Annotated in this window: 27 protein-coding genes and 1 pseudogene; 13 read left to right on the top strand and 15 right to left on the bottom strand. The window is 68.2% G+C overall.

Translation table 11 applies throughout. The annotated features are described in order from the left end of the window. Positions 1-315: 315 nt before the first annotated feature. The 4 genes from F0357_RS05415 to F0357_RS05400 all read left to right on the top strand — a co-directional run bounded on the left by F0357_RS05415 (position 316) and on the right by F0357_RS05400 (position 5,029). A complete protein-coding gene (locus F0357_RS05415; RefSeq protein ID WP_153479433.1) occupies positions 316-1,359 on the top strand; it encodes an enoyl-CoA hydratase/isomerase family protein in 1,044 nt (347 codons plus the stop codon). Between the two features lie 146 nt (positions 1,360-1,505). After that, positions 1,506-2,621, top strand: coding sequence for a DUF6163 family protein (locus tag F0357_RS24085; RefSeq protein WP_208948229.1), 1,116 nt, complete (start codon positions 1,506-1,508; stop codon positions 2,619-2,621). 132 nt (positions 2,622-2,753) lie between these two features. Next, positions 2,754-3,287, top strand: a complete 534-nt coding sequence (locus F0357_RS05405) for a MarR family winged helix-turn-helix transcriptional regulator (protein ID WP_312861461.1) — start codon at positions 2,754-2,756, stop codon at positions 3,285-3,287. 326 nt (positions 3,288-3,613) lie between these two features. Next, positions 3,614-5,029, top strand: coding sequence for a L,D-transpeptidase family protein (locus F0357_RS05400; protein WP_246161565.1), 1,416 nt, complete (start codon positions 3,614-3,616; stop codon positions 5,027-5,029). A 165-nt stretch (positions 5,030-5,194) separates the two neighbouring features. Here F0357_RS05400 and F0357_RS05395 read toward each other — a convergent pair whose 3' ends face one another. Both F0357_RS05395 and F0357_RS05390 read right to left on the bottom strand, forming a co-directional pair. After that, positions 5,195-5,845 carry a hypothetical protein gene (locus tag F0357_RS05395; protein WP_153479432.1) on the bottom strand — a complete coding sequence of 217 codons (651 nt, stop codon included), beginning with the start codon at positions 5,843-5,845 and terminating at the stop codon, positions 5,195-5,197. Between the two features lie 205 nt (positions 5,846-6,050). After that, on the bottom strand, positions 6,051-6,467 hold the full coding sequence (locus tag F0357_RS05390) for a hypothetical protein (RefSeq protein WP_153479431.1): 417 nt from the start codon (positions 6,465-6,467) through the stop codon (positions 6,051-6,053). 329 nt (positions 6,468-6,796) lie between these two features. On the opposite strand from F0357_RS05390, the gene F0357_RS05385 reads away from it, so the two are divergent. Both F0357_RS05385 and F0357_RS05380 read left to right on the top strand, forming a co-directional pair. Then, a complete protein-coding gene (locus F0357_RS05385; RefSeq protein WP_153479430.1) occupies positions 6,797-7,243 on the top strand; it encodes a DUF1284 domain-containing protein in 447 nt (148 codons plus the stop codon). Positions 7,244-7,313: 70 nt separating this feature from the next. Further along, the gene (locus F0357_RS05380; protein ID WP_153479429.1) at positions 7,314-8,369 is read left to right on the top strand and encodes a 3-carboxy-cis,cis-muconate cycloisomerase; all 1,056 of its coding nucleotides are present in this window, start codon (positions 7,314-7,316) and stop codon (positions 8,367-8,369) included. Between the two features lie 34 nt (positions 8,370-8,403). Here F0357_RS05380 and F0357_RS05375 read toward each other — a convergent pair whose 3' ends face one another. Next, on the bottom strand, positions 8,404-9,744 hold the full coding sequence (locus F0357_RS05375) for an ROK family protein (protein ID WP_208948228.1): 1,341 nt from the start codon (positions 9,742-9,744) through the stop codon (positions 8,404-8,406). 363 nt (positions 9,745-10,107) lie between these two features. On the opposite strand from F0357_RS05375, the gene xylF reads away from it, so the two are divergent. From xylF to F0357_RS05355, 4 genes are all read left to right on the top strand, one after another. Further along, positions 10,108-11,151, top strand: a complete 1,044-nt coding sequence (gene xylF, locus F0357_RS05370; protein WP_153479427.1) for a D-xylose ABC transporter substrate-binding protein — start codon at positions 10,108-10,110, stop codon at positions 11,149-11,151. Positions 11,152-11,621: 470 nt separating this feature from the next. Then, the gene (locus tag F0357_RS05365; protein WP_153479426.1) at positions 11,622-12,941 is read left to right on the top strand and encodes a sugar ABC transporter permease; all 1,320 of its coding nucleotides are present in this window, start codon (positions 11,622-11,624) and stop codon (positions 12,939-12,941) included. A 17-nt stretch (positions 12,942-12,958) separates the two neighbouring features. Then, complete coding sequence (locus F0357_RS05360; protein ID WP_153479425.1) at positions 12,959-13,807, top strand: ATP-binding cassette domain-containing protein; 849 nt, start codon at positions 12,959-12,961, stop codon at positions 13,805-13,807. A 436-nt stretch (positions 13,808-14,243) separates the two neighbouring features. Continuing rightward, positions 14,244-15,182 (top strand): Gfo/Idh/MocA family protein, encoded by a 939-nt coding sequence (locus F0357_RS05355; protein ID WP_153479424.1) that lies wholly within the window; start codon positions 14,244-14,246, stop codon positions 15,180-15,182. Positions 15,183-15,205: 23 nt separating this feature from the next. On the opposite strand, the gene F0357_RS05350 is transcribed toward F0357_RS05355, so the two are convergent. Together F0357_RS05350 and F0357_RS05345 are read right to left on the bottom strand one after the other, a co-directional pair. Beyond that, positions 15,206-15,772 carry a DUF2239 family protein gene (locus F0357_RS05350; RefSeq protein ID WP_153479423.1) on the bottom strand — a complete coding sequence of 189 codons (567 nt, stop codon included), beginning with the start codon at positions 15,770-15,772 and terminating at the stop codon, positions 15,206-15,208. Between the two features lie 96 nt (positions 15,773-15,868). Continuing rightward, positions 15,869-16,273 (bottom strand): ester cyclase, encoded by a 405-nt coding sequence (locus F0357_RS05345; protein ID WP_153479422.1) that lies wholly within the window; start codon positions 16,271-16,273, stop codon positions 15,869-15,871. Between the two features lie 126 nt (positions 16,274-16,399). On the opposite strand from F0357_RS05345, the gene F0357_RS05340 reads away from it, so the two are divergent. Then, positions 16,400-16,846, top strand: a complete 447-nt coding sequence (locus F0357_RS05340; protein WP_208948227.1) for a MarR family winged helix-turn-helix transcriptional regulator — start codon at positions 16,400-16,402, stop codon at positions 16,844-16,846. 22 nt (positions 16,847-16,868) lie between these two features. Here the strand turns inward: F0357_RS05340 and F0357_RS05335 are convergent, their stop codons facing one another. The 5 genes from F0357_RS05335 to F0357_RS25115 all read right to left on the bottom strand — a co-directional run bounded on the left by F0357_RS05335 (position 16,869) and on the right by F0357_RS25115 (position 21,236). Beyond that, on the bottom strand, positions 16,869-18,473 hold the full coding sequence (locus F0357_RS05335) for a 5-guanidino-2-oxopentanoate decarboxylase (RefSeq protein ID WP_153479420.1): 1,605 nt from the start codon (positions 18,471-18,473) through the stop codon (positions 16,869-16,871). Positions 18,474-18,558: 85 nt separating this feature from the next. Further along, positions 18,559-19,023: a GNAT family N-acetyltransferase gene (locus F0357_RS05330; RefSeq protein WP_153479419.1), complete on the bottom strand. Its 465-nt coding sequence runs from the start codon at positions 19,021-19,023 to the stop codon at positions 18,559-18,561. Then, entirely contained in the window at positions 19,020-20,303 is a 1,284-nt protein-coding gene (gene gabT / locus F0357_RS05325; protein ID WP_153479418.1) for a 4-aminobutyrate--2-oxoglutarate transaminase, read from the bottom strand. Before gabT ends, F0357_RS05330 begins: the two co-directional genes overlap by 4 nt. 67 nt (positions 20,304-20,370) lie before the next feature. Beyond that, positions 20,371-21,123, bottom strand: coding sequence for a LysR substrate-binding domain-containing protein (locus tag F0357_RS05320; protein WP_312861460.1), 753 nt, complete (start codon positions 21,121-21,123; stop codon positions 20,371-20,373). Beyond that, on the bottom strand, positions 21,117-21,236 hold the full coding sequence (locus F0357_RS25115; protein WP_312861459.1) for a helix-turn-helix domain-containing protein: 120 nt from the start codon (positions 21,234-21,236) through the stop codon (positions 21,117-21,119). The genes F0357_RS05320 and F0357_RS25115 overlap by 7 nt, the downstream gene beginning before the upstream one ends. A gap of 320 nt (positions 21,237-21,556) precedes the next feature. On the opposite strand from F0357_RS25115, the gene F0357_RS05315 reads away from it, so the two are divergent. Then, positions 21,557-22,132, top strand: coding sequence for a flavin reductase family protein (locus F0357_RS05315; RefSeq protein ID WP_153479417.1), 576 nt, complete (start codon positions 21,557-21,559; stop codon positions 22,130-22,132). A gap of 210 nt (positions 22,133-22,342) precedes the next feature. Continuing rightward, positions 22,343-22,750, top strand: a complete 408-nt coding sequence (locus F0357_RS05310) for a response regulator (RefSeq protein WP_153479416.1) — start codon at positions 22,343-22,345, stop codon at positions 22,748-22,750. A gap of 45 nt (positions 22,751-22,795) precedes the next feature. Here F0357_RS05310 and F0357_RS05305 read toward each other — a convergent pair whose 3' ends face one another. The 5 genes and pseudogenes from F0357_RS05305 to F0357_RS25430 all read right to left on the bottom strand — a co-directional run. Beyond that, positions 22,796-23,983, bottom strand: coding sequence for a pyridoxal phosphate-dependent aminotransferase (locus tag F0357_RS05305; RefSeq protein WP_153479415.1), 1,188 nt, complete (start codon positions 23,981-23,983; stop codon positions 22,796-22,798). A 111-nt stretch (positions 23,984-24,094) separates the two neighbouring features. Then, positions 24,095-24,367 (bottom strand): BrnA antitoxin family protein, encoded by a 273-nt coding sequence (locus tag F0357_RS05300; protein ID WP_153479414.1) that lies wholly within the window; start codon positions 24,365-24,367, stop codon positions 24,095-24,097. Next, positions 24,351-24,653, bottom strand: coding sequence for a BrnT family toxin (locus F0357_RS05295; RefSeq protein ID WP_153479413.1), 303 nt, complete (start codon positions 24,651-24,653; stop codon positions 24,351-24,353). Before F0357_RS05295 ends, F0357_RS05300 begins: the two co-directional genes overlap by 17 nt. Positions 24,654-24,706: 53 nt before the next feature. Next, positions 24,707-25,429: an aminotransferase class IV gene (locus F0357_RS24900; RefSeq protein ID WP_376767822.1), complete on the bottom strand. Its 723-nt coding sequence runs from the start codon at positions 25,427-25,429 to the stop codon at positions 24,707-24,709. Continuing rightward, positions 25,333-25,560: pseudogene (locus F0357_RS25430) on the bottom strand (aminotransferase class IV); the annotation flags it as partial. The pseudogene F0357_RS25430 and the gene F0357_RS24900, both read right to left, overlap by 97 nt. Positions 25,561-25,594 lie beyond the last annotated feature (34 nt).

Raw genomic sequence — 25,594 nt, 5'->3', positions numbered from 1 at the left:
TTCCGGGCCTCTCCAAGGGGCCGAGTGGCGGCCCCGCGTCGGCGACGCGCCGGGTCTCGCCTGGGCGCGGTGCGCAAAGCCGGGTCGAAGACACGGGGTTCTTACGACGCGGGTTCTGGCAAGGGCGGAGGACGGGCCATCGGAGCGGGCGCGCGACGCAGCCCTTCTAGCACGCGCAGGCCCCGCGGCCCAACGCGCGGCAAGGTCGCGGATGCGCCGCGTTGACGCTCCCGCGGCGGCCTTTTAATCCGGGAGCGGGGCCGCGCGGCATAGCGCGGCCTGCGGCGTGCGAGGCTTCCAGCCTGGGATTTCACGATGAACGACGAGGTTCGCTTCGAGCGGCAGGGCGCGACGGGCACCATCTGGCTCGACCGGCCGAAGGCCCTCAACGCTCTCACTCACGCGATGGTGAGGGCGATGGACGCGACCCTCTCCGCGTGGGCCGCCGATCCCGGCGTCGCGCGGGTCATCATCCGCTCGACGAGCGAGAAGGCGTTCTGCGCCGGCGGCGACGTCCGCGCGGTCCGGGCGCTCGGGCCGGGGCCGCACCCCGATCAGGTCGCCTTCTTCAGCGACGAATACCGGCTCAACGCCCGCATCAAGCATTTCCCGAAGCCCTTCATCGCCCTCGTCGACGGCATCTGCATGGGCGGCGGCGTCGGCATCTCGGCGCACGGCAGCCACCGGGTGGCGACCGAGAAGTTCGTGTTCGCCATGCCCGAGGTCGCGATCGGCTTCTTTCCGGACGTCGGCGGCGGCCATGTGCTCTCGCGCATGCCGAGCCGCGTCGGCTTCTATTGCGGCCTGACCGGCGGACGGCTCGGCCTCGCCGACGCCCTGTGGGCGGGCCTCGTCACCCATGCCGTGCGCACGGCCGACCTGCCGGAAATCGCCGACGCCCTGACCGCAGGTGCTCCGATCGAGGCGACGCTCGCCGCCGCCGCCTTCGTGCCGGAGCCCGGGCCGATCGCGGCCCGCGCCGCGGCGATCGACCGCCTGTTCGCGGCAGAGAGCGTGGCGGGCTGCCTCGCTCTGCTCGACGCGGAGGTGGGCGATCACGCGGACTTCGCGCGCGAGACCGCGGAGACGATCCGCGCCCGCTCGCCGACGAGCCTCTGCGTCACCTTCGAGGATCTGCGCCGGCAGGGGAGCCTCGATTTCGACGACGGCATCCGGCTCGATCACCGCATCGCCTGGCGCATCCTCGCCGACCACGATTTCTTCGAAGGCGTCCGGGCGGTGCTGGTCGATCGCGACAACGCCCCGCGCTGGCAGCCGGCGGCGCTCGCGGACGTCGATCCGGTGGAAATCGAGGCCCATTTCGCGGTGCCGCCCGGCGGCGACCTCGCTCTGCCATGATTCATCGCCATGATTCCCGCACGCTTTGCCCGGAACGATGATCCGCTTGAGCCGATCGAATCGGCGTGGCGTGATGCGCGCGCCGAAGTGTGCGTGCCGGACATATCGTCCGTGACGACCCGAACCTTGAAGGACCGAGTGCGCCGATGAGCGAGCCGACGGACCGCCCGACGGCGCAGGACGCGCCGCCCCGCGATGACGCGGGTGCGTCTGCGCCGCGCCCGGCGACGCCGTCCGGCTTGCGCCCGGCCGCGACCGAGGCGTCGCCGTCGGCCGCACTCGCCGCCGCCCAGGCGAGCGCGCGCGAGCGGCTCGAGCGCATGCGGGCGCAGATCGCGGCGGCCTCGGTGCTGTCCCGCCCGGCCGACGGCACGCCGCGCCCCGGTGCGCCGTCGTCTTCGCTCCCCGCATCCGGGCGGCCCTCCGACGCGGCCCCGCGGCCCGCCCCGGCGTCGGCCCCGCCGGCATCGGCCTCGGCTGCGGCCTCTATCGCGCCGACGCCCGCCCAGCAGCCGCAAGCGGCGGTGCCGGGGCGCGGGATGCCAGCCGAGGCCGAAGTGCGGCAGGCCGCGCCCGCCGCGTCGGAGTCGCCTTATTCCGAGCCGGAATATGCCGCCGACGGACCGTTCGAGGCGGAGGATTTCGACGGGGCCGCGGCCGCCCCGGAGCCGTTCGAGCCGACGCCGGCCGCGCCGCCGCGCGCCGCCAAGAAGACGAAGCTTCGCGGCAAGGCCGCCAAGGCCGCCAAGGCGCCGAAGGAGGCGAGCCGGGCGGCGACGAAGCTCGCGAGCCTCCCGGGCGGGCTCGCGCCCGGCCGCGAAAAGGCGCCGCCGGTCGAGGCCAAGGAGCCGAAGATCGAATGGCGGGGCCTCATCGGCACCGCCCTGCAATGGCCGTGGCCGTCGATCCTGACGATCTACCTCCGGCTCAACGCCGCGCTGTGGTTCGCCATGGGCCTCTATTATTGGGCCCGCATCACGGGCTTCGTGCCGTGGCGGATGCACTATTTCTGGGACATGCCCCTGACCTGGCAGTCGGCGATCGTGCTCTACGCCGTCTTGAACCTCGTCACCGCCGTCGGCCTGTGGTTGACGGCGCCATGGGGACCGATCGTCTGGGTGTTCACGATCGTCTGCCAGATCGTCACGCATTCGGCGTTGTCCGACGTCTTCGGCGAGCGTCCCTTCCGCATTCCCTTCTATGTCTTCTCTGTATTCATCTACGTCATCTTGAGCATTCTCGCGCGGCGTTCGCGCCGCTGAGTCGATCCACGGCGACGGGGTGATTCAGAAAAGATTCATCCTGCCCCTTAAGCCGTCTTTAGACTCAAGACCGGCACTGTCTCCTCGAACGACGACCGGCGATAATCCGGTGCGCGACAGGAAGGCCGAGAGATGTACGCAGTTCACCAGATCGAAAGCGGAAGCGGCATGATCGGTGCTGAGGCGGTCGGCGCCGCCAAGGAGACCGATCTGAAGCCCGCCTTCCTCGAGGCGGTGATGCTCGTCGAGCGCGTGCACCGCCGCTTTCTCGACGTGGTGAAGGACGAGCTCGAGCGGCTGAAGCACGTCGAGGTCAACGCCGTTCAGGCGGTGCTGCTCTACAATGTCGGCGACGCCGATCTTTCGGCGGGGGAACTGAAGAGCCGCGGTTATTATCTCGGCTCCAATGTTTCCTACAATGTCCGCAAGCTCACCGAGGCGGGCTACATCGTTCAGGAACGCTGCACCCGGGACCGCCGCTCGATCCGCATCCGCCTCACCGAGCGCGGGCGCGAGATCGCGGCCATCGTCGGCAATCTCTACGAGCGCAATGCGCGCACCATCGGCGATGTCGGTCTGTTCGGGGCCTCCGACCTGCGGCAAATGACGACCGCCCTCCAGCGTCTCGACCGCTTCTGGGACGACCAGATCCGCTATCGGCTCTGAGCGCCCCCAGACCATCCGGGATGGTGCGTCATTCCGGCAACACCCCGCTTGTGATGGCGACGCAAACCCAGCGAAACCGGCCTTCGCCGCAGCCGGAACACGAAGCCGCCACGAAGTCGTGACACCCCTCTCCCGACAAGGTTGCGGGGCGGAACGCGGACGAGCGCCGGGCGTTGGTCTCGCGGGGCCGGTTCGGGCGGCACGTGCGCGACATCGGCTTTATATCAGCGCCGTCGGGATGGAATGACGTTGTTTCGTTAACCATCTCCATGGTAGCGCTCGCCGATCGTTCGGCGGGCAACGGAACGATCGGGAGTTCGACGGTGATGAAGTCTGGTGGAACGCGGTCTGCGGTGTCGGGCGCGACCGGAATGGCCCAGGGGACCACGCGCCGCGCCTTTCTGGGCGGCTGCGCACTGGCGCTCCTGTCGACGAGCGCTCTCGCCCAGTCGATGGGCGGCGCCGAATGGGCGGATCGTTTCGACGCCTCGATGCCGACCCTTCAGAACCTGAAGTCGACGCAGCCGATGCTGTCGCCGGAGACCGCCTCCCAGACCGAGCGGGCGATCCAGACCTATCAGCAGATCGTGCAGCGCGGTGGCTGGCCGACCGTGCCGGACGCGGCCCAGGGGCTCCGCCTCGGCAAGCGCGATCCGAGCGTCACGGTGCTGCGTCAGCGCCTTCTGGTGACGGGCGATCTCGCCCAGAACAGCGGCCGCACCGACACCTTCGATTCCTATGTCGACGGCGCCGTGCGCCGCTTCCAGATCCGTCACGGCCTCCAGGCCGACGGCGTCGTGGGCGCGAGCACGCTCCAGGCGATGAACGTTCCCGCCGATGTCCGCCTGCACCAGCTCGAGATCAATCTGGTGCGGCTGCGTTCGCTCTCCGGTGACCTCGGCTATCGTCACGTCACGGTGAACATTCCCGGCGCCGAGATCGAGACGGTCGAGGGCGGTCAGGTCTATTCGCGCCATATCGCCGTCGTGGGCAAGATCGATCGTCAGACCCCGATCCTGTCGAGCAAGATCACCCAGATCAACTTCAATCCTTACTGGCATGTTCCGGTCTCGATCATCCGCAAGGATCTGATCCCGAAGATGCAGAAGGATCCGAACTACCTGACCCGTAACAAGATCCACATCTACAACGGGAAGGGCCGCGAGCTTCAGGCGAGCGACATCGACTGGAATACGGATCAGGCGATGCAGTTCCAGTTCCGCCAGGACTCGGGTCCGGACAACTCGATGGGGTCGGTGAAGATCACCTTCTCGAACCCTTACGACGTGTACATGCACGACACCCCGTCCAAGAGCCTGTTCGGCCAGGACGCGCGGTTCCATTCGTCGGGCTGCGTGCGCGTGCAGAACGTGCGCCAGTACATCGGCTGGCTGCTCAAGGGCAATCCGCAGTGGCCGTCGGATAAGATCGATCAGGTCATCCGCAACGGCGACCGCATCGACGCTCAGGTGTCGCCACCGGTGCCGCTCTACTTCGTGTACATCACGGCGTGGGAGAACCGCGAAGGCATCGTGAACTTCCGCGAGGACATCTACGACAAGGATGGCCTCGGCACCGCGAACATGAGCGCCGACGCGAGCACCGATTCCGCGGCGGTGACGACCGCGAGCCAGAACGACAGCCGGGCGCAGGACGCGATTTACGCCAAGCAGGCGGGTCTGCCGGGCCAGCAGGTCGGCACGGGCTATTCCTACCCGCCGCAGCAGGGCGTCGCCAACTGACGCCGCGCGCAGCGCGCGCTTCCCGCGAAGGTTTCGAGATCGCCCGGCATGTCCGGGCGATTTATTTTTTTGGGGGATGCTTAGTATGGGTAGATTTATCCAGTATCCGATGTCGCATTAAGTCTAAAATGCAGTCTATTTCATGTTAGAGTAAGTGGGTATGATTTAGTCAAGAACGCGCGGTGTTATGACGATTTGTGCATCTGTGGCCGGGATTGCTGTGTGCCTGCTTATATCGCGCCCAGGTTGGACATCGAAATGAACTCCGCCAGCGTGAAGGGCTTTAATTGTCGCGGCCTCTAGATCGCTAGGATTGCCAGGGTCAGCGCATCTAACGCCGACGCCGCTCGTCGGAGGGTTGCTGAGCCCCATAAAACTGGGGTTTTCGACATGCCAACCAGCATTGCGGAAAGCGGAAGTAAGTCCTGCGCTGAAGGCAGGCGCATCTGCGCAAGCCATATCTGATCCGATACTGATGTTGCCGCTAGTCCCATTGAGGGCTATGCGAATTTTTTCTCGTTGCTCAGCTGTCACGCGGCGAGGCATCAACTTTTCCAGCTGTGCCTCTAAATTTTCAATGCGAGCGCTAGCTTCATCTGGAGATGCTCCTGATAATTTTCGCTCATAATCGGCAATTCTGGCATTGGACAACTCTAGTTTACTCTCGGTATTATTCAGACGTGTAGAGTACTCCCGTCGAACCGCAAGCCAAACGAGCCAACCAAAAAATATAATAGCTGTAATAAATGGTACAGGTGCAGATAGCGCGGTATCTATCAGCGTCCAGAGCGTTTGAGCGATTTCATTCGGTTCCATGCGACGAGTATATCAATAGGCACGCAGTTTGCAACTTTTAGAATACCTCCGGCGCCGTCGTTCAGGTCAGAAGTGGAAGTACTAAAGCAGCATAACAGGGCTCAGAGCGAGGCCTTGCCTGCCTCTGCTCACTGAAAGCGTTGCCCCTCTCAAACGAAAACGGCGGGCACCAGGGCCCGCCGTTCGAAATCCTCGCGTCGCGATCTCACCAGATCACGACGGTGCCCGGCGGGCCCCACCACGGCGGGCCCCAGACGCCCCAATCGTAATTGTCGTCGACGATGTCCTGATTGATCATCGCCGCCATTTCCTGCTCGTTCGCCAGATGCTGCTTGTACATCATCTGCTGATATTGCTGGAAATCGCTCTGGCCGCCGACATAGAGGCAGTTGCAGACGGTCGGGTCCGGATAGATGTAGATCGTCTTGCCGTTCTTCGTCTGCATCGAGAATTTGTGCGGAGGCAGGCTCTTCAGCGACGCCACCTGGGCCGGGGTCGTCGCCGGCTTCGGCACGAAGCCGGCGGCCGAAAGCATGTCTTCCTTGTTCTCGACGGCGGACACGCAGCCCGCAAGGGTTAGGCCGGCGGCGAGCACCGCGGCCAGCGTTGGAAGGGACTTCATGAACGCGTCTCCCAATAAGCCTGGGGCTACAGGCGGATGATCCCGGACCCCGGTCCCGAGCAGCCCGCTTCGGCTCGCGCGACATTGCAGGCCTCTTTTCCCCCGGTCAAGTCTCGTCTTCACCGGTCAAGTCTTGGCCGTACGGCCGGGCAAGTTCCATACCCGAAACGGGTGGATAGACTTCGGCCTACGACGAGAATTCGACGCCGAGAACATTTCCAATTCTTAAAGGCCGCCGCGGGCCGGGCGGCACCGGCGCGCCGTCCGGCGAGGCTTGATCTCGGGAGCGAACCGTTCTCTTGATCGGGCGCGTCGCCCGAGGAACTGCCATGACCGTCCGTCTGCGCGGACACCATCTCTTGTGCCTGCTGACCTTCCGGGGTGCCGGTTACGGCGCGGCCTTCGTCGCCAACATGCGGGGGATCGCCGAGCGGCTGTCGGCCGGCGAGGCGGCGGTGATCGTCGCCGGCCCCGACGACGTCTGCGCGCCGCGGCTCGACGCCGAGGCGAAGGGGCTCGACGAGCCCCATTGCCGCCTGCCCGGGATCGATTGGCGGGATGCGAAGGCGCTTCAAGCGGCCTCCGACCTGCTCGGCCGGCCGCTCGGGCCCGGCAGCGTCGTCGCCTTCGGCGCCGAAGAGGCGGCCCGTCTGCGCGACGCCTTCGCCGCGGGCACGATCCGCGCCGCTTGCGAGGGCTGCGAATGGGCCGCGTTCTGCACCGATATCGCGACCTCAGACTTCGCTGGCACCCTTCTCGCGCCCTGTGGGCCGTGACGCCCGCGGCCGCCGGAGGCTAATCTGCCCTGAGCCGCCAACCCTTGGCGTTGCGCAAACGAGGATGCCCATGCCGGGTCCGATCTCATCGTCTCTTCTCTCGGCGCTGACCGGCGATCCGGCGATCGAGGCGTTGTTCTCCGACGACGCCGATCTCGACGCGATGCTCGTGTTCGAGACCGCGCTGGCGGCCGCCCAAGCCGAATGCGGGCTGGTACCGCCGGAGGCTGCGGGCAGGATCGTCGCGGTCGCCGAGCGATTCGTGGTCGACCGGGAGCGGCTCGCCGCCGCCATGCGCCGCGACGGGGTCGCCGGCCCGGATTTCGTCGCGCAATTGAAGCAGGCCGTCGGCGAGCCGTTCGGCCGCTTCGTCCACCTCGGGGCGACGAGCCAGGACATCGTCGACACGAGCCTCGTGTTGCGTCTGCAGGAGGTCGCCGCCGTGCTGGGCGACCGCCTTGCCGCCCTCGTCGGGGACCTCGATGCCCTCGCAACCGCCCAGGGCGCGGTGCCTCTGATGGCCCACACGCGAATGCAGCAGGCGCTGCCGACGACCGCGGGGGACAAGGTCGCCGCGTGGCGCGCGCCGCTCTCGCGCCATCTCGACCGACTCGAGGCGCTCGGCCCCCGCGTCTTCGTCGTCCAGTTCGGCGGGCCGGTCGGCACGCGTAGCGGCCTCGAGGGGGCAGGGGACGCGGTCGCCGCGGCGCTCGCCCGCCGGCTCGGCCTCTATGACGGTCCTTGCTGGCACACCGCCCGCGACGGGATCGTGGAGTTCGGAAACTGGCTGGCGCTGATCGCCGGAAGCCTCGGCAAGATCGGCCAGGACCTTGCCCTGCTCGCCCAGAACGAGGTCGGCGCGGTGAAGATCGCCGGCGGCGGTAGCTCGTCGGCGATGAAGCACAAGTCGAACCCGGTCGGTGCGGAAGTGCTCGTCGCGCTCGCCCGCTTCGCGGCGGGGCTCCAGGGCACGCTCGCGCAGAGCCTGGTGCACGAATATGAGCGGTCCGGTGCGGCCTGGACCCTCGAATGGCTGACCCTGCCGCCGATTGCGGTCGCGACCGGCGCGGCGCTGTCCCACGCCCGCGATCTCGTCGCGCGCTTGAGCTTCGCGCCGACGGTCTGATTTGGCTCGACGCGGCTGGGCGGCCTTCAGGTCGTCACGTCGCGCCGCTGTCGGCGGCCGCGACCTCGCGGGCCTGCGCCGAGCGGCCGAGCAGCCGCATCGCCGAGCCGGGATCGGCGAACACCTGGCGGTCGAGCCGGGCGAGCGCCGAGACGACGACGCCCTTCGAGATCATGTCCTCCTGCCAGGGCAGGGTCTCGATCACCGTCGAATGGCGCAGGTCGGCGACCAAGGCCGCCTCGATCGCCCGGTTCATGGCGGGCTCCATCAAGGGCAGTGCCCGGGTCGATTGGCCGGTGAAGATGATGCGCGCCGGATTGACGATCGCCATGACACGGGCGAGCGCGTATCCCAGCGCCGTGCCGGCGTCCTCGTAGACCTTGCGGATCGCCGGATCGCCCTCGGCGGCGGCGCGTTCGAGCGCGAGCAGTTCGTCCGGGTCCGGCCGCGCGTCGCCGGGATCGGTGTCCGGGCTCATGCCGCGCGCCTCGCGATAGATCGCATAATCGGCGATGAAGGCCTCGACGCAGCCGCGCCGGCCGCAGCGGCAGAGCGGGCCGTTCGGTAGATGGTTCATGTGGCCGAATTCGGCGGCCGAGCCGTCGGCGCCCATGTGCAGCCGGCCCTCGCTGAAGAGGCCCATGCCGACGCCGTAATCGATGAACACGACCGCGAACGTGCCGCCATAGCGCACCGGATCGAGCCAGTTCAGCGCCTCGGCGATCATGTTGGCGTCGTTCGTCATGAAGCAGGGCACGCCGAACGCCATCTGGATCGGCTCGACGAGGACGATGTTGCGTTCAGTGAAGGCCGGCGACCACACGACCGCACCGCGGGTGAGATCGACGAAGCCCTGGCAGGCGACCCCGATTTCCGCGACGCGACCGGAGCCGACCCCTTCCGCGGCGAGGAACTCGCGCATCACGCGAATCAGAGTCTGTGGAAAACTCTCTCGAGTCTCGGTGAGGGTACGCAGGCGGACGAGCCGGCGGGCGACCTCGGCGCCGGCGAAATCGCACAGCAGGAGATGCGCCGTGTTGATGGCGATCTTGACCGAGAGCACGTAGGCGGCGTCGGCATCGAGGCGGAGCAACACACGGGGACGTCCGCGCACCACGCCCTTGCCGTCGGCGGGATCGCCGGCTTCTCCGGTCACGGTCTCGATGAGCCCCTCGCTCATCAGATCCGCGGTGATGGAGGTGATCGTGGCGGGGCTCAGGTCGGTCGCGGTGCCGAGGTCGACGCGGGCGATCGGCGAGAGGCGGCGCAGCGTCGCGAGCACGAGGCCGCGGTTCTGGCGGCGTACCAACTCGGCGTCGGCCTTGACCGGGGCCGCGGCGCGGGCACGCGCCTTCGCTTGGTCTCTGGAACTCAATATCACGCGGTCCGTCGCCCCGGTGGATGGCTTACGCGGGCACGTAAGATCCCACCTATCTGTCCGTTTTTGTGAGCCTTCGGCATCGGAGATCCGCGGCGCGCCCGAGTGGCGTTTCCGGCGTCCGGTCTCCGCGAGAGGCGTTTCGTCCGGCCTCCCGAGCCCGGTTCGAACCGCCATGCCGACGACAAGAGAAAGCCATATTGACACCGACCCCGTGTTTGGTCCAATTTTTTTCGGGGATCGAATTAAACGGACCCCTGCACGGTCCCGTTGCGTGCGCCGAGCTGGCTGCGCGCGATCGTGGGGTCATAACGAATGGGCGACACCGCAGGATCGGGTCGCGCCGAGGGAGGAATTCTCATGGTACGGATCAAGTCCGTGCTCGCGGGCCTTATTGTGTCTGCGACCGCCATCACCGCCGCGCATGCCGCCGATAAGCTGAAGGTCGGCGTGAGCTGGTCGAACTTCCAGGAAGAGCGTTGGAAAACTGACGAAGCGGCGATCAAGAAGGCCCTCGAGGCCGCCGGTGCCGAGTACATCTCCGCCGACGCGCAGTCTTCGGCCGCCAAGCAGCTCACCGACGTCGAGAGCCTGATCTCCCAGGGCGCCAACGCCCTGATCATCCTCGCCCAGGATTCCGACGCCATCGCGCCGGCCGTCCAGAAGGCGGCGGACGAGGGCATTCCGGTGGTCGGCTACGACCGCCTGATCGAGATCCCGACCGCGTACTACATTACGTTCGACAACAAGGAAGTCGGCCGGATGCAGGCGAAGGCCGTCTACGACGTGAAGCCGGAAGGCAACTACATCTTCATCAAGGGTTGCTCGTGCGACCCGAACGCCGACTTCCTGTTCTCCGGTCAGATGGAAGTCCTGAAGCCGGCGATCGACGCCGGCAAGATCAAGAATGTCGGTGAGGCCTACACGGACCAGTGGCTGCCGGCGAACGCTCAGAAGAACACCGAGCAGTTCCTGACCGCCAACGACAACAAGATCGACGCCGTGGTGGCCTCGAACGACGGCACCGCCGGTGGCGCCATCGCCGCGCTCGCGGCCCAGGGCCTCGCCGGCTCCGTGCCGGTGTCCGGTCAGGACGCCGATCACGCCGCCCTGAACCGCATCGCGCTCGGCACCCAGACCGTGTCGGTCTGGAAGGACTCGCGTGAGCTCGGCAAGCGCGCTGCGGAAATCGCGGTCGAGCTCGCCAAGGGCACCAAGCTTCAGGACGTTCCGGGCACCGTCACCTTCGACGGCGGTCCGAAGCACCAGAAGATGGCCACCACCTTCCTGAAGCCGGTGGCGATCGAGAAGGACAATCTCCAGATCGTCGTCGACGCGGGCTGGATCACCAAGGCCGAACTCTGCCAGGGCGTGAAGGCCGGCTCGGTCGCGGCCTGCAACTGATGAAATCCGGCGGCGCGGGCTCGACCGTCCGCGCCGCCACTTCAAGACGCCAATGCGACCGCCCGCGTGGCCGCATTGCCGGATCGGGTGGGGAAATGGCGCCTCGACCGGACTGACGACGACCGGCCGAGGCGCCGGTTTTTTTGAAACAAGCTACTTCCGGCACGGCTGCATTCGGCGCACCATGAGGTCGCCCGCGATGCGAACGGGGTCCCCTACGCTCGGCGCGACGGCGGTTGGTCGGGCCGCGCCCCCAGGCGAGCGGCGTTCGCCGCCCGGTCCGCTCAGGCGGACCGCAGGGACGGTTCCGGGCAGGTCTGGTCTCGCGACGCGTCGCGAGTTGCGGACTTCGCGTGGGACATGGCGTGCCGAGAAGAACACCCGGAGCGCATCGGCATAGGGCCGGCGCACCCAACGGGGTCGAAGACGGGGGGAGACGCGATGATCGTCCGCCCGCAGGGAGCCGCTTCATGAGTACCAATACCGCGTCGTCCTCGGCCGTGAGCGGCAGCTCGTCGTCGGGCTCGCCGCCGCAGACCCGGTCGGTCTCGCCGTTCGCCGCCATGGAAGTCGACGTCCGCTTCCTCGGCATGGTCGCGGCGCTCGGCATCATCTGGATCGTGTTCCACGTCCTCGCCGACGGCACCTTCCTCACGCCGCGCAACCTGTGGAACCTCTCGGTTCAGACCTCCTCGATCGCGGTGATGTCGACGGGCATGGTGCTCGTCATCGTCACGCGCCACGTCGATCTGTCGGTCGGCTCGATCCTCGGCGTCACCGGCATGGCGATGGCCGTCGCCCAGCAGAACTGGATCGCCCCGGCGCTCGGCTTCGGCAGCCCCGGCATTTGGATCCTGACGCTCCTGTTCGGCATGCTGATCGGCACCGCGATCGGCGCCTTCCAGGGTGCGATCATCGCCTATCTCGGCGTGCCGGCCTTCATCGTGACCCTCGGCGGTCTGCTCGTTTGGCGCGGCGCGGCCTGGGCGGTCGCCGAAGGCAAGACGATCCCGATCATCGACGACGCCTTCAAGCTGATCGGCGGCGGCGCCGACGGTTCGGTCGGCGCTACCTGGAGCTGGATCATCGGCATCGTGGCGATCGTGGCGATCGTGCTCGCGACCCTCAATGCCCGCCGCCAGCGCAAGCGCTTCCGCTTCCCCGTGAAGCCGATGTGGGCGGAGATCGTGACCGCGGGCGTCGGTGCCGCCGTCGTCGTCGCCGCGACCCTCGTCGTCAATGCCTACACGCTGCCCCCGGCGCTCGCCAACCGCTACGCCCAGGCCCACGGCATCGAGGTGCCGGCCGGCGGCATCAGCTTCGGCTATGCGGTGCCGGTGCTGATCGCGATCGGCGTCGCCATCATCATGACCTTCATCGCCAAGCGCACCCGCTTCGGCCGCTACGTCTTCGCGATCGGTGGTAACCCGGAAGCGGCGGAGCTCGCCGGCATCAACACCCGGCTCGTCACCGTCGCGATCTTCGCGCTGATGGGCTTCCTCGCCTCGGTCAGCGCCGCGATCTCGACCGCCCGCCTGACCTCGGCCACCAACGCCCAGGGCACGACGGACGAACTCTACGTCATCGCCGCGGCGGTCATCGGCGGCACCTCGCTCGCCGGCGGCACGGGCACCATCGCCGGGGCCGTGCTCGGTGCGCTCGTCATGCAGAGCCTGCAATCGGGCATGGTGCTGATGCGCGTCGACACGCCCTATCAGAACATCGTCGTCGGCGCCGTCCTGGTGCTCGCGGTGTTCGTCGACACGATCTACCGCCGCCGGTTCAAGTGAGCGGGGAGGACATCAGGATGGCCGACAACATCGCCTCTCTGCACGCCCAGGAAGACCGGGCGAAGCGCGGCGCGCCGCTCGTCGAAATGCGCGACGTTTCGATCTCGTTCGGCGGCGTCCGCGCCGTCGATCGCGCCCACCTCGACCTCTATCCGGGTGAGGTCGTCGGTCTGCTCGGCCACAACGGCGCGGGCAAGTCGACCCTCATCAAGATCCTCTCGGGGGCCTACCGCGCCGACCACGGCGAGATCTTCGTCAACGGCGATAAGGTCTCGATCGAAAGCCCGCGCGACGCCAAGCGCTTCGGCATCGAGACGATCTACCAGACGCTGGCGCTCGCCGACAATGTCGACGCGGCGGCGAACCTCTTCCTCGGCCGCGAGCTGATGACGCGCTGGGGCACCCTCGACGACGTCGCCATGGAAGCGGCGACCCGCGAGGTGATGGGCCGGCTCAACCCGAACTTCCGCAAGTTCAAGGAACCGGTGAAGGCGCTCTCGGGCGGCCAGCGCCAGTCGGTCGCGATCGCCCGCGCCATCCACTTCAACGCCAAGATCCTGATCATGGACGAGCCGACCGCCGCGCTCGGGCCGCAGGAGACCGCCCAGGTCGGCGAGCTCATCAAGCAGCTCAAGGCCGAAGGCATCGGCATCTTCCTGATCTCCCACGATCTGCACGACGTGTTCGACCTCGCCGACCGCGTCACGGTGATGAAGAACGGCCGCGTCGTCGGCACCGCGCGCACCTCCGACGTCTCCCAGGACGAGGTGCTCGGCATGATCATCCTCGGCAAGTGCCCGCCCGGGGCCGTCGCCGGCCCCGGCGCCTTGTCGGATGCCGAAATCCATGCGGTGAAGGCGTCCTGATTCTCCGAACCTCCGGCCGCCGCATCGTCCGCCTTGCGGCAGGCCCCACTCCCGGCCCGAAGGCAGGTCCCGCCTTCGGGCCGATTTTTTTAAGGGGCGGGGGATTGCGGGCGGGTTGCGCGGCATGGCGCTGCCTTGCTCCACTCCTACCGGCGCAGGCCCCACCCTGACCGGCTCCGCCGGTCTGTCCCTCCCCCTGGCAGGGGAGGGACTCTCGAGGGCGAGCAGCTCGGCAAGGGTGTTCATCGCCGGCAGCGCCTCGGCCCAACTCCTCCCCTGCCAGGGGGAGGGGTGGCGCGCAGCGCCGGGGTGGGGTTACGCCACGGGCGAGACCTCCGCCATCCCGCCCAAACCCCGCGCCAATCTCCCCCTAGACGGCCGAAGGCTGCTCGGCGATAAACGCGTCAGCCTCAAGTCCTATAATATGAGGAATACTATGAGCCCCTGCCGTATCGGGATCGTCGGCCTCGGCAAGATCGCCGAGGATCAGCATGTGCCGGTGATCCTCAAGAACCCGGCCTTCGCGCTCGCCGCCGTCGCCAGCCAGCGCGGCCACGGCGTGACCGGCGTGCCGACCTTCCGCAGCCACGGCGAGATGTTCGCCGCAGTGCCGGAAATGAAGGCGGTCGCGATCTGCACGCCGCCGAAGGTGCGTCACGCCATCGCCCGCGAGGCCTTGGCGGCCGGGCTCGACGTCATGCTCGAGAAGCCGCCGGCGGCGACGCTGTCCGAGCTCGCCGATCTCGCAGCCTTCGCGGCGGAGCGCGGCCGGGTGCTCTTCACCACGTGGCATTCGCAATATAATCCGGCCGTCGAATGGGCCGCGGACGTGCTCAAGGGCCGGACCGTGCGCACCCTCGAGGTGACGTGGAAGGAGGATGTCCGCCGCTGGCATCCGGGCCAGGACTGGATCTGGCGCGCCGGCGGCTTCGGCGTGTTCGATCCCGGCATAAACGCCCTCTCGATCGTCACCCGCATCCTGCCGGCACCCGTGTTCGTCGAGACCGCGACCCTCGTCACGCCGGCGAACGCCGATGCGCCGATCGCCGCCGATCTCGTGTTCGCGAGTGCCGCCCCCGGCGCCGCGCGCCTCAATGCGGCGTTCGATTGGCGCCAGACCGGCGATCAGACCTGGACGATCCGCATCGAGACCGCGGAAGGTCAGGAACTGCTCCTCGAAAACGGCGGCGCCCGTCTCCTGATCGACGGCATGGTCACGGTGGACGAGCCGATGGCCGAATACGAGCGCATCTACGAGCACTTCGCCGCCCTCGTCGAAGGCCGCCGCTCGCACGTCGACGACGCGCCCCTGCGCCTCGTCGCCGATAGTTTCCTCATCGGCCGCCGGATCGAGACGGACGCCTTCCACTGGTGAGGGGTCGGGGGCGGCGCCCCCGATCAGCCCGCGAACGCCGCCTCCGTGTGGGCGAGCGCATACGCCCTGATATCGGCCGGCCAGTCCGCGATGAGGGTGGCGAGGCGGTCGCGGTCGCCGGCATAGAGGGCGCGCACCGCCTCTTCGAAGCCCGGCCGGTCGCCGCCGAGACCCGACAGGACGTGATAGAGGGCGTCGCGGGCCTGGCGCAGGGCTTCGGTGTCGGCCCCGGCGCGGCGCGCCTCGTCGACGAGGCGCCGCAGCGTGACCGAGGCGCCGCCGGGCTGCGCGGCAAGCCAATCCCAGTGGCGCGGCAGCAACGTCACCTCCCGCGCCACGACGCCGAGCTTCGGCCGCCCGCGGCCAGCGTTCCCCGCGGGGGCGGTGGCCGGCACCTCGCGCGGCGGACGCTCGACGAGGCCCCCGACCGGGTGCCAGTCCACGGTCCGGCCGGTGCCGTCTTCGAAGATCAGGAAGAGCTCGCCGCCGTTGCCGCGCGCGGCCAGCGCCGCTTTCACCGCGTCACGGTCCCCGGCGGCAACGCGGTCGTCGCCGGAAAAGGCGGTGAAGGTCTTCACGGTGTCGGTCATGGGCGGCAAATCCTCGATCGGGTGCCGTATTATTATCCGGGTGTAATTTTCTCGTCAATTCTATCCGGGTGATAAATCGCGCTCGTGGGCCCTCCCTCACCCGCTCGCAGGCACGGCGCCGATCTGCTGCAATACGCCGAGACGATCGACCTGCAACCATGCCCGGTCGAGCCGCCCGTCCCGGACGCGGTAGATCGCGATGCCATTCTGCGTGACGCGCCGCCCCGTCGCAGAGTGGCCCGCGAGCGGGCCTGCGTGCGTCGCTTCGAAGCTCCAGCGAACACAGACGCGGTCCGAGCATGCGAACAGATCCTCGATGACGAACATCAGATCGGGGAAGGCAGCGACCATTCGCTCCACCGTGCGGCGAAAGCCGCTCGGCCCGCGTTCGCCGTTCGCACCTTCGAAGTCCGGGGCGAGAAAGGTCGGCAGCGCATCGAGGTCGCGCCGGTTCAGGCAGTCTTCATAGAGGCCTCGGACCAGTGTCGCGTGCGTCGTCATGGGAAACACCTCGCTAAATTGACAACATATTGCCAATATCGGTTTTGACAATAAGTTGTCAATATGCGAGAGGAGTCGTGTCCGGGGCTCGTCGAGAGACCCAGGCGCGGCGGTACGGAGGTCGGCATGCGGACGCCGGAGGGCGAGGCGCTCAGTGGGATCGTCTGGCGGATTTTGCAGGTTGAGAGCCTGCTCGTCGAAATCGGCAACCGGCTCGCGGCGCCGTTCGGGCTCACCGCGGCCCGTTGGCAGGTGATGGGAAGCGTCCCGGCGGAGCCGCTGTCGGTGGCCGAGATCGCGCGCCGATTGTCGCTCGCGCGGCAAGGGGTTCAGCGGATCGCGGACGAACTCGTCGCCGACGGATTCGCCGCCTACGTCCCGAATCCGCACCACGCCCGGGCAAAACTGTTCGGCCTCACCCAGAAGGGGCGCGACAGCTATGCCGCCTTGATGAAGGAGCAGGCCGATTGGATGAACGGCCTCGCCGACGGCCTCGCCATCGGCGATCTCGCGGCGGCCCACCGCATCCTCGAGGCGCTGGAGACCCGCTTACGCCGGCAGACCGCGCCATAAGGCGTCACGATTCCGATCTGCCTCAACCCTTGAGGAAATCTGCGTCCTCGCGGATCTCGATCAGCGTCGGCAGGGGGAAATCGCCGGCGCGGGTGAGGGCGTCGGCGAGGGCGGCGCGGCTCTCGACCCGTTCGGCCGCGCAGCCGAAGCCCTTGGCGATGGCGACGAGGTCGGGAACGAGAAGATCGGTGCCGATCGGCGCGATCTGCCGGCCGCGCATATAATTGCGGATTTCGCCGTAGCCGTCGTTGTTCCACACCACGATGACGATCGCCGCGCGCGCCTCGACGGCGGCCGCGAGCTCGCCGATCGTGAAGAGGATGCCGCCGTCGCCGACGAGGACGACGACCGGCCGCTCTTTCGGCGTGCCGAGGCGTGCCCCGACGGCGGCCGGCACCGCATAACCGAGGGTGCCGTAGCCGGTGCTCGAATTGAAGAACGAGCGGGGGCTCTTCGGCCGGTAGAACTGGTTGGCGAAATAGACCGTCTGGGTCGAGTCGCCGACGATCACCGCATCGGGCAGGGCGGCGTCGATCGCCGCCATGACGCGCTCGTAGACGTCCGTGCCGGCGGGAAGCGCCCGGGCGCTCGCCTGGCGCAGGCCGGCGGCGCGGGTGGCGCCGTCTCCCCCGGTCGTCGCCGGTCCGAGGGCCGCGAGCAGGGCCTCCAACGTCGCGCCGGCATCGCCGACGAGCGGCACGTCGGCCGGGGAGGGCCGCGTCACCTGATCCGGATCGATGTCGATGCGCACGAGCGTGCCTGAGAAGGTGAACACCTCCGGCACCGGATACATCTCGGTCTCGCCGAACTCGGTGCCGACGGCGACGACCAAGTCGGCCGCTTCGAGCGCTGCCTTGAGCGGCGGGTTGGTGAGCAACTCGCCGGCGATCAGCGGATGCGCGGGCGGCAGCAGGCCCCGGGCGTTGATGGTGAGGATGGTCGGGGCATCGAGCCGCTCGGCGAAGGCGCGCACCGCCGCCGGGGCGCCGACCGCGCCGCCACCGACCACCAGCATCGGCCGCTTCGCCGCGCGGATCGCCTCGGCAGCCGCCGCGATGTCGGCGGACGGCGGCAGGGGGCGATGGGGCAGGGCGCGCGGGGTCCGGGGCAGGTGATCGGCCGGCATCGCGATCACGTCGACCGGGATCTCGATATAGACCGGCCGCGGACGGCCGCCGGCGAACAGGGCGAAGGCGCGGGCGACGATCTCCGGCAACTGGTCCGGGGAGAGCACGGTGTAGCTGAGCGCGCTGACGCCGCGGGCGAGGTCGCGCTGGGAGGGCAGTTCGTGGAGCCGCCCCTGGGCGCTGTTGAGTTCCGACCGGCTGATGCAGCTCGAGATCACCAGCATCGGGATCGAGTCGGCGTAGGACTGCCCCATCGCGGTGAGGATGTTGGTGAGGCCGGGGCCGGTGATGGTGAAGCACACGCCCGGCTTGCCGGTCACGCGGGCATAGCCGTCCGCCATGAAGCCGGCGCCCTGCTCGTGGCGGGGCGTGACGTGGCGGATCGTCGAACGAGACAACCCGCGATAGAGCTCCACATTGTGGACGCCCGGGATGCCGAAGACGACCTCGACCCCATAGGCTTCCAGAAGCTCGATCAGCACCTCGCCGCAGGTCGCCATGGGGGAGTTCCTTCTCTCGGATGGTCTGCTCTGGATTGTTGTTATGCGGTTTGCCGGACGGTCGCTTGTCGCCATCCGACGGACGTCAGAGAACCCGCTCCATAAAGAGGCTCAGCGGGTCCGGTCGGTATTCGCCGAAGGGCGGGCCTTCGCGGTAGCCGGCGGCGCGGTAGAGGCCGATCGCCTCCGGCTGCGCGATGCCGGTTTCGAGGCGCACCGCGGCGAGACCTTCGCCGCGCGCCGCGTCCTCGATCGCGGCGAGCAGGCGCCGGCCGATCTTCAGGCCGCGGGCGGCCGGATCGACATACATGCGCTTCAGCTCGCCGTAGCCCTCCGCCGAAAACACGCGAAGCGCCGCGCAGCCGAGCGCCGATCCCTCGCCGTTGCGGGCGACGAGAAAGCGGATGTTCGGCTGCGCCAGCGCCTCGATGTCGAGGAGATGGTTCGAATCCGGCGGATAGAGCGCCTCCAGATAAAGATCGAGCGCCTCGAGGAGGCGCACGATCTCCGGCTGACGCGGGCTCTCCGCCGCAATCGTCACGTCGCTCATGCGGCGGCGGTGAGGGCGTGCTCGAGCAGGTCCAGACCTTCGTCGATCACCGCGTCCGAGGCGGTGAGCGGCACGAGGATGCGGATGGTGTTCGCGTTGGTGCCGCACGAGAGCAGCACGAGGCCGTTCTCGTAGGCGCGCTTCACCACCGCCTTGGTCGCCTCGGCGTCCGGAGTGTCGGTGCCGCGCTCCTTGACGATGTCGAAGGCGATCATCGCGCCCGGGCCGCGGATCGCGGCGATCGGCAGAAGCTCGTTCTTGCGCTGGATCGCCTCGAGGCGGCCCTTGACGCGCGCGCCGAGGGCGTTGGCGCGGTCGAGCAGCTTCTCCTCGGCGATCACGTCGATCACCGCGAGCGCCGCGGCGCAGGCGAGCGGGTTGCCGGCATAGGTGCCGCCGAGGCCGCCCGGATCGGCCGCATCGACGACCGAGGCCTTGCCGACCACGCCCGAGAGCGGGAAGCCGCCCGCGAGGCTCTTCGCCACGCAGATCAGGTCCGGCTTCACGTCGTAATGCTCCATCGCGAACATCTTGCCGGTGCGGCCGAACCCGGTCTGCACTTCGTCGGCGATCAGCACGATGCCGTGGGTGTCGCAGATCTGGCGCAGGGCGCGCATCAGCTCCGGGGGAGCCGGATGGAAGCCGCCTTCGCCCTGCACCGGCTCGATGATGATCGCGGCGACGCGGCCCGGATCGATGTCGGCCTTGAACAGGAAGTTCAGGTAGCGGATCGAATCCTCGACGCTGACGTCGAGCTGCGGCACCGGGAACGGCACGTGCCAGATCTCGGGCAGCGCGGCGCCGAGGCCCTTCTTGTAGGGCACGACCTTGCCGGTCATGTTCATCGCGAGCACCGTGCGGCCGTGGAAGGCGCCGGTGAAGGCGATGATGCCGGTGCGGCCGGTGGCGGCGCGGGCGATCTTGATGGCGTTCTCGGTCGCCTCGGCGCCGGTCGTGAAGAACAGCGACTTGGCGTCGCCCTCGATCGGGGCGAGCGCGTTCAGCTTCTCGGCGAGCGCGATGTACGGCTCGTACATCAGCACCTGGAAGCAGGTGTGGGTGAAGTTCTCCATCTGCTCGCGCACCGCCGCCATCACCTTCGGATGGCGATGGCCGGTGTTGAGCACCGCGATGCCGCCGGCGAAATCGACATAGCGCCGGCCCTCGACGTCCCACACTTCCGCGTTCTCGGCGCGGGCGGCGGAAATCGGGGTGATGTGGCCGACGCCGCGCGCAACCGCCTTGGTACGCCGGGCCAGCAATTCAGCATTGGTCGTCATGTCTTTTCCTCGGGACGAAGCGGGTCCGACCGGAACATTCTCAGTCCGGCCCCATGGACGCAATTGCCTAGTTGGTACTCGATTGGTGTCTAAAAGGCACCATAGGGGAGGCCGCCGGCTCGCCGAACACGGTCGCGACCCACGCGCGCAGGGCACCAAGGTCCGGATCGCCCCAGCGGGCTGCCGGGGCGACGAGATAATAGCCGCCGAGGCGGACATCCGAAGGCACCACCTCGACGAGGGCGCCGGTCGCGATCTCCTCGCCGACGAGGGTCTCGATGGCGAGGGCGACGCCCTGGCCGAGCCGCGCGGCCTCCATGGCGAGATGGGCGTGCCAGAGCCGCGCGCCGCGCAGGGGCGGCACCCGTTCGAGCCCCGCCGCCTCGAACCAGCGCATCCATTGGTCCGTCGATTCCTCGTGCAGGAGCGGCATCGCGAGGAGATCGGCGGCGGTCCCGACATTCGGAAAGGCGGCGCGCAGAGCCGGGCTCGCGACCGGAAACAGCCGCGGCCGGGCGATCAGTTCAGAGCGTACGCCGTCGCGCCGGTCGGGTCCGTCGAGATAGGCGATCTCGGCGTCGGCTTCGCGGCGGTGCCAATCGGGTCGGGCGAGGGTCGGCTGCAACATGATCTCGCGGGCCGGCAGCAGCGCCTCGAGCTCAGGCAGGCGCGGCAGCAGGCGGCGGGCGGCGATGCCGGGGCCCGACCAGATCGAGAGCGTCGTCGGCGCGCCGGGTTTCAAGGCGGCGGTCGCCCGGGCGATCTGCTCGAAGGCGGCCTCGATCTGAGCGTGGAAACGGGCGCCGTCGGCGGTCAACACCAGCCGCCGCCCCCGGTTTCGAGGAGCTTGGTTCCGAGCCGCGCCTCCAGATGCCGGACGTGGCGGGACACCACGGTGTGGCTCACCGCGAGCTCCTCGCCGGCCGCGCGCACGCTGCCGGTCCGGCCGACGGCCTCGAAGGCGCGGAGCGCGACGAGAGGGGGCAGCGGGCGGGCCAGGGTTCGTCTCCTCGAAGAGATGGGTCGAGCCCGAAAAGGGGCGTTGCGGCAAGGCCTGTTGCGCAGGGGATCGCGTTACGGGATCATTCGGCGAATGCGGCTCCTCGGCAAGCCGGCTCGCGCGCAAAATCCGACCGCTTCGGAGGGCTCCGGCAGGATGCCTATGCTTGCGACGGGGCTCGTCGGCGAATAAGATACCGCTTGAATAGATTAATTCCGAACTGCCTCCCGATCGGCACTCCGAAGGCGACCCGATGAATGCTGTGGTACGGCCGTCCCTCGACGCGGTCGATGTGCGCGATGCGCTCGAGACGGACCCGAAGACCTTCCGCGAGGCGATGCGTCACCTCGCCGGCGGCGTCAACGTCATCACCGCCGGGCTCGGCGACGACCGGACGGGCCTGACCGCGACCTCCGTCAGTTCGCTGTCGGCCGAGCCGCCGACCCTGATCGTGTGCGTCAACCGGAGCGGATCGGCTTGGCCGGTGATCCAGCGCTACGGCCATTTCGGCGTCAACGTGCTCGGCCAGGAACATCGCCCGATCGCCGACCGGTTCGCCGGACGCGGCGGCTTCAAGGGCGTCGAGCGCTACGGCGTCGGCTCGTGGATATCGCTCACGACCGGCGTCAGCGTTCTCGAGGATGCGCTCGCGGCGTTCGATTGCGAACTCGAGGAGGCGATCGAGCGCCATTCCCACGCGATCCTGATCGGCCGGGTCAAAGCGGCGCGGTTCAGCGAGCAGCGTAACGCCCTGGTCTATTGGCACGGGGCTTATGCCGACATGATCCTCGATCCGCCGACAGACCCCCGTGCGGGCGAGGCGGGGTGACCCGAAGATTTTCATCACATCGAAGGGAACCGACGCTGTCGGAGACCGTTTAAGCCGATGCGCCTCAAAGCGGCGCGGGACAGGCTTGTGTACGGACTACCGCCGGAAATCTCGGCGTCCTGCCGCGCAGTTGGGGGCTCTGATGGTGAGCAGTGTTATCTCGGCGAAGCCGGTGATCGGCGCCGTATCTCTTGGCGATAGGTCGACCCGATGCTGACGAAGCCGTCCGCTGTCGGTGAGGCGACCCTGGGCGGGCACCGGATCTTCCTCGTCGAAGACGAGGCGCTGGTCCTCATGCTCCTTGAAGACATCTTGACGGACCTCGGCTGCACCATCGTCGGCCCCGCGTCGCGCCTCGCCGAGGCGCTCGCCATCGCCACCGATCCCACCGCGGCGATGGATGCGGCCGTGCTCGACGTCAACATCCGCGGCGAAGCGGTCTTCCCCGTCGCCGAAGCGTTGGCCGCGCGCGGCGTGCCGTTCGCCTTCGCCACCGGCTACGGCGCGGCCGGTCTTCCAGAACAGTGGCGAGACCGCCCGGTGCTGCCGAAGCCCTTCGATCAGGCCGACGTGGCGCGCGTCATCGCCCACGCGCTGGCGGGCACGGGCTCCGTCTAATCAAGAATCGTCTGACCGTAACCGGGCGAGCCGGGAGACCCCCGCTCAGCTCGCGTTGCGCCGCATCAGGCGCTGCGTGAAGCCGACGATGCGGTCGCACGCCTCGGCGAGCTGCGCCTCGTCGATGGTGAACGAGACGCGCACGAAGCCGCTCGCGCTCGGCCCGAACGGCGCCGCATCGAGCACGCTCACCCCCGTCTCGCGGAACAGGCTCCAGGCATAATCGAGGGCGCTGAGGCCCGTGCCGCGCACGTCGAGCAGGCAGAACATGCCGGCCTCGGGCGTCAGGCAGCGCACGCCGTCGAGCCCCGCGAGGGCCGACGCCACCAGATCGCGCCGCCGCCGGTAGATGTCGCGCATCGCGGCGGTGATCGCCGGGCTCTCCTTCACGGCGACGATCGCGGCTTCCTGGATGAAGCCGGGCAGGCCGTAGAGCATCGCGAGGGAGAGATTGTCGATGTGGTCGATGAGGGTCTTCGGGCCGACGACCCAGCCGATGCGCCAGCCGGTCATGGCGTGGGACTTCGACAGGCTCTCGATGGTGATGGTGCGCTCGCCCATGCCGGGCAGGGAGGCGAGCGAGATATGCTCGCGCTCGAACACGAGGCTCGAATAGACCTCGTCCACGATAACCCAGAGATTGCTCTCCTGGGCGATCGCCGCGATCGCCTCGAGCTCTTCCCGGGTCATCGCGACGCCGGTCGGGTTGCTCGGATTGGCGAACATGATCGCGCGGGTCCGCGGCGTGACTGCGCGCGCGATGAGGGCGGGATCGGGACGGAGGCCGTTCGACGCCGGCTGCGCGGCGGTGACGATGCGGGCGCCCGCGGCCCCGATGGTCGCCTCGTAGGTGAGGTACATCGGCTCCAGCACGACGACCTCGTCGCCCGGCTCGAACAGACATTGCGAAACCGAGAACAGGCCGTTCTGCGCGCCGGCGACGACGATGACGTTCTCGGCGGTGACCGCCTGCCCGGTGCGGCGGACATGCTCGGCGGCAATCGCCGCGCGCAGTTCGGGCCGGCCCGGAACGTCCGTATAATGGGTATCGCCGGCCTCGAGCGCCGCGACGGCGCGGGCCACGATCGGTTCGGGCGTGGCGAAATCGGGATCGCCGACGCTCAGGATGATGACGTCGCGCCCCGCCCGCTTCGCCTCCCAGGCGGCGCGATGGATATCCCACGCCGCAACCCCTTCTCCCGCGATCCGTTCGACGCGCGACGAATAGTGCATGGGATTTTTCCTTCTGTTTGGCGCAACGGCGCAACCGCCCGGGGGACCGTCCGTGGCGCGGGACCATACAGAAGGCGAGGCCGGATCGACAATCCGGTGCGTCCCGACGCCTCAGCGTGAGGCAGCGTCGATCTTCTCGGCGAGCCACGTCTTGATGAGGGACTGGTAGGGCACGTCTCGCTTGTTGGCAGCGACCTTGATCCGCTCTAGGAGGGCTGTCGGAAGTCGAAGGGAAATCGACGTCGACGATGGCTTCAAATTTGGCAGACGGACTCTTTCTGCTTTGCTCCAATCCACATAGTCGACCGAATCGTGGCTCTCCCAGAAAGCCCGCTCCTCAGCTTCGGACGTGAAGGTCGGTACGGATTTAGTCGGCTTCGCCATATTCTTTGCGCTCCCTTCGGCTCATGGGCCTCGCGGAAATCACGCGGATCTTCGTTGCATCCTCACGCAGCGTGAACGTGACCTGCAGCATGAGGCCCGCATCGGTCCTGCCCAGGGCCTGAATGCGGCGCTCCATGTTCGAATGGGCTACATCCGCCGCCAGAAGCAGGGGCTCGTTGAAAAAGATCTGCTCGGCTTCGGCTTGGCTCACGCCATGCTTGTCCGTGCTCTTCCGAGCGTTTCCCTCATCCCAATCGAAGCCGGAAATTCGGGTCCAATCGAACATCGGTGTATATTGTCACCATATACGGAAATCGCAATGCCGTAGCCCTGCGCGTCCTACGCCCCCAGCCGGTCCAGGGCATCGCCGCACTCGGTGGCAATGGAGGCGACGACCGCTGCGAGGGCGACGCGGGCCACCGGTCCTGCGGCGAGCTGGGTACCGTCTAGGGCCGTGACAGGGCAGACCAGGCGGACGCTGTTGGTCATGAAGACCTCGGACGCGCCGCGAAGCGTCGCGGGCTCGATCGTACGCGCCCGGACAGGGAGCCCGGCGATCGCGCCACGGTCGAGAAGGAGGGCGCGGATCGTGCCGGCGAGCACGCCGTCTTCGATCGCGGGCGTGGCGATCTCCCCGTCGATCACGGCAAAGATGTTCGCCATCGTGGTGGAGGCCACCGCGCCGCGGGTGTTGAGGAAGAGCCCGTCGTCGGCGCCGGCGCGCCGCGCCTCGGCCATGCCGAGCACACTGTCGAGATAAGCCAGTGGCTTCAGGCGCGAGAGCGGCGAGGTCTCGTTGCGGCGGGTCGTGAGCGTCGCCAGCCGAACCGGCGTGGCGGCAAATGCGGGCGTCCACGGCGCGAGCGCGGCGAAGGTCGTCGGGCGGGGGAGGGCGGCGGCGCGAGGCCGCGCGGACCGCTGCCACGCGTCACCGTCACGCGGACGACGCCCCGGCCGTCCTGGGTCCGAGCTGCCAGAGCCGCGACCGAATGTTCGGCGGCCGCCCTGTCGATCTCGAAGCCGAGGGTGCGGGCCCCCGCGGCGAGCCGTTCGAGATGATATCCGAGGCGGAACGGCGTCCCGCCGAAGACCGTGATCGTCTCGAACAGGCCGTCGGCGAGGAGAAGGCCGCGGTCGGCGAGATCGAACGGGGCCGTGGCGCCCTCGTACAGCGTGCCGTCGAGCCAGATCATCGGCGCCCCATCCCCCGTGCTATCGTGCCCCGTG

The sequence above is a fragment of the Segnochrobactrum spirostomi genome, from assembly GCF_009600605.1.
Taxonomy (GTDB): Bacteria; Pseudomonadota; Alphaproteobacteria; order Rhizobiales; family Segnochrobactraceae; genus Segnochrobactrum; species Segnochrobactrum spirostomi.
The sequence above is the reverse complement of the archived record's forward strand: the minus strand, read 5'-3'. Positions and strand labels throughout refer to the sequence as shown.

What these genes read in the sequence shown, in the direction of transcription:
- F0357_RS05415 (WP_153479433.1), top strand. Translation starts at nt 316, where the DNA reads ATGAACGACGAGGTTCGCTTCGAGCGGCAGGGCGCGACGGGCACCATC.
- F0357_RS05330 (WP_153479419.1), bottom strand. Translation starts at nt 19,023, where the DNA reads ATGAGCGACGTGACGATTGCGGCGGAGAGCCCGCGTCAGCCGGAGATC.
- F0357_RS05395 (WP_153479432.1), bottom strand. Translation starts at nt 5,845, where the DNA reads ATGGAACCGAATGAAATCGCTCAAACGCTCTGGACGCTGATAGATACC.
- F0357_RS24085 (WP_208948229.1), top strand. Translation starts at nt 1,506, where the DNA reads ATGAGCGAGCCGACGGACCGCCCGACGGCGCAGGACGCGCCGCCCCGC.
- F0357_RS05385 (WP_153479430.1), top strand. Translation starts at nt 6,797, where the DNA reads ATGACCGTCCGTCTGCGCGGACACCATCTCTTGTGCCTGCTGACCTTC.
- F0357_RS05360 (WP_153479425.1), top strand. Translation starts at nt 12,959, where the DNA reads ATGGCCGACAACATCGCCTCTCTGCACGCCCAGGAAGACCGGGCGAAG.
- F0357_RS05340 (WP_208948227.1), top strand. Translation starts at nt 16,400, where the DNA reads ATGCGGACGCCGGAGGGCGAGGCGCTCAGTGGGATCGTCTGGCGGATT.
- F0357_RS05295 (WP_153479413.1), bottom strand. Translation starts at nt 24,653, where the DNA reads ATGTTCGATTGGACCCGAATTTCCGGCTTCGATTGGGATGAGGGAAAC.
- F0357_RS05400 (WP_246161565.1), top strand. Translation starts at nt 3,614, where the DNA reads ATGAAGTCTGGTGGAACGCGGTCTGCGGTGTCGGGCGCGACCGGAATG.
- F0357_RS05350 (WP_153479423.1), bottom strand. Translation starts at nt 15,772, where the DNA reads ATGACCGACACCGTGAAGACCTTCACCGCCTTTTCCGGCGACGACCGC.
- xylF (WP_153479427.1), top strand. Translation starts at nt 10,108, where the DNA reads ATGGTACGGATCAAGTCCGTGCTCGCGGGCCTTATTGTGTCTGCGACC.
- F0357_RS05305 (WP_153479415.1), bottom strand. Translation starts at nt 23,983, where the DNA reads ATGCACTATTCGTCGCGCGTCGAACGGATCGCGGGAGAAGGGGTTGCG.
- F0357_RS05355 (WP_153479424.1), top strand. Translation starts at nt 14,244, where the DNA reads ATGAGCCCCTGCCGTATCGGGATCGTCGGCCTCGGCAAGATCGCCGAG.
- F0357_RS05390 (WP_153479431.1), bottom strand. Translation starts at nt 6,467, where the DNA reads ATGAAGTCCCTTCCAACGCTGGCCGCGGTGCTCGCCGCCGGCCTAACC.
- F0357_RS05405 (WP_312861461.1), top strand. Translation starts at nt 2,754, where the DNA reads ATGTACGCAGTTCACCAGATCGAAAGCGGAAGCGGCATGATCGGTGCT.
- F0357_RS05310 (WP_153479416.1), top strand. Translation starts at nt 22,343, where the DNA reads ATGCTGACGAAGCCGTCCGCTGTCGGTGAGGCGACCCTGGGCGGGCAC.
- F0357_RS05335 (WP_153479420.1), bottom strand. Translation starts at nt 18,473, where the DNA reads ATGGCGACCTGCGGCGAGGTGCTGATCGAGCTTCTGGAAGCCTATGGG.
- gabT (WP_153479418.1), bottom strand. Translation starts at nt 20,303, where the DNA reads ATGACGACCAATGCTGAATTGCTGGCCCGGCGTACCAAGGCGGTTGCG.
- F0357_RS05380 (WP_153479429.1), top strand. Translation starts at nt 7,314, where the DNA reads ATGCCGGGTCCGATCTCATCGTCTCTTCTCTCGGCGCTGACCGGCGAT.
- F0357_RS05365 (WP_153479426.1), top strand. Translation starts at nt 11,622, where the DNA reads ATGAGTACCAATACCGCGTCGTCCTCGGCCGTGAGCGGCAGCTCGTCG.
- F0357_RS05300 (WP_153479414.1), bottom strand. Translation starts at nt 24,367, where the DNA reads ATGGCGAAGCCGACTAAATCCGTACCGACCTTCACGTCCGAAGCTGAG.
- F0357_RS05345 (WP_153479422.1), bottom strand. Translation starts at nt 16,273, where the DNA reads ATGACGACGCACGCGACACTGGTCCGAGGCCTCTATGAAGACTGCCTG.
- F0357_RS05315 (WP_153479417.1), top strand. Translation starts at nt 21,557, where the DNA reads ATGAATGCTGTGGTACGGCCGTCCCTCGACGCGGTCGATGTGCGCGAT.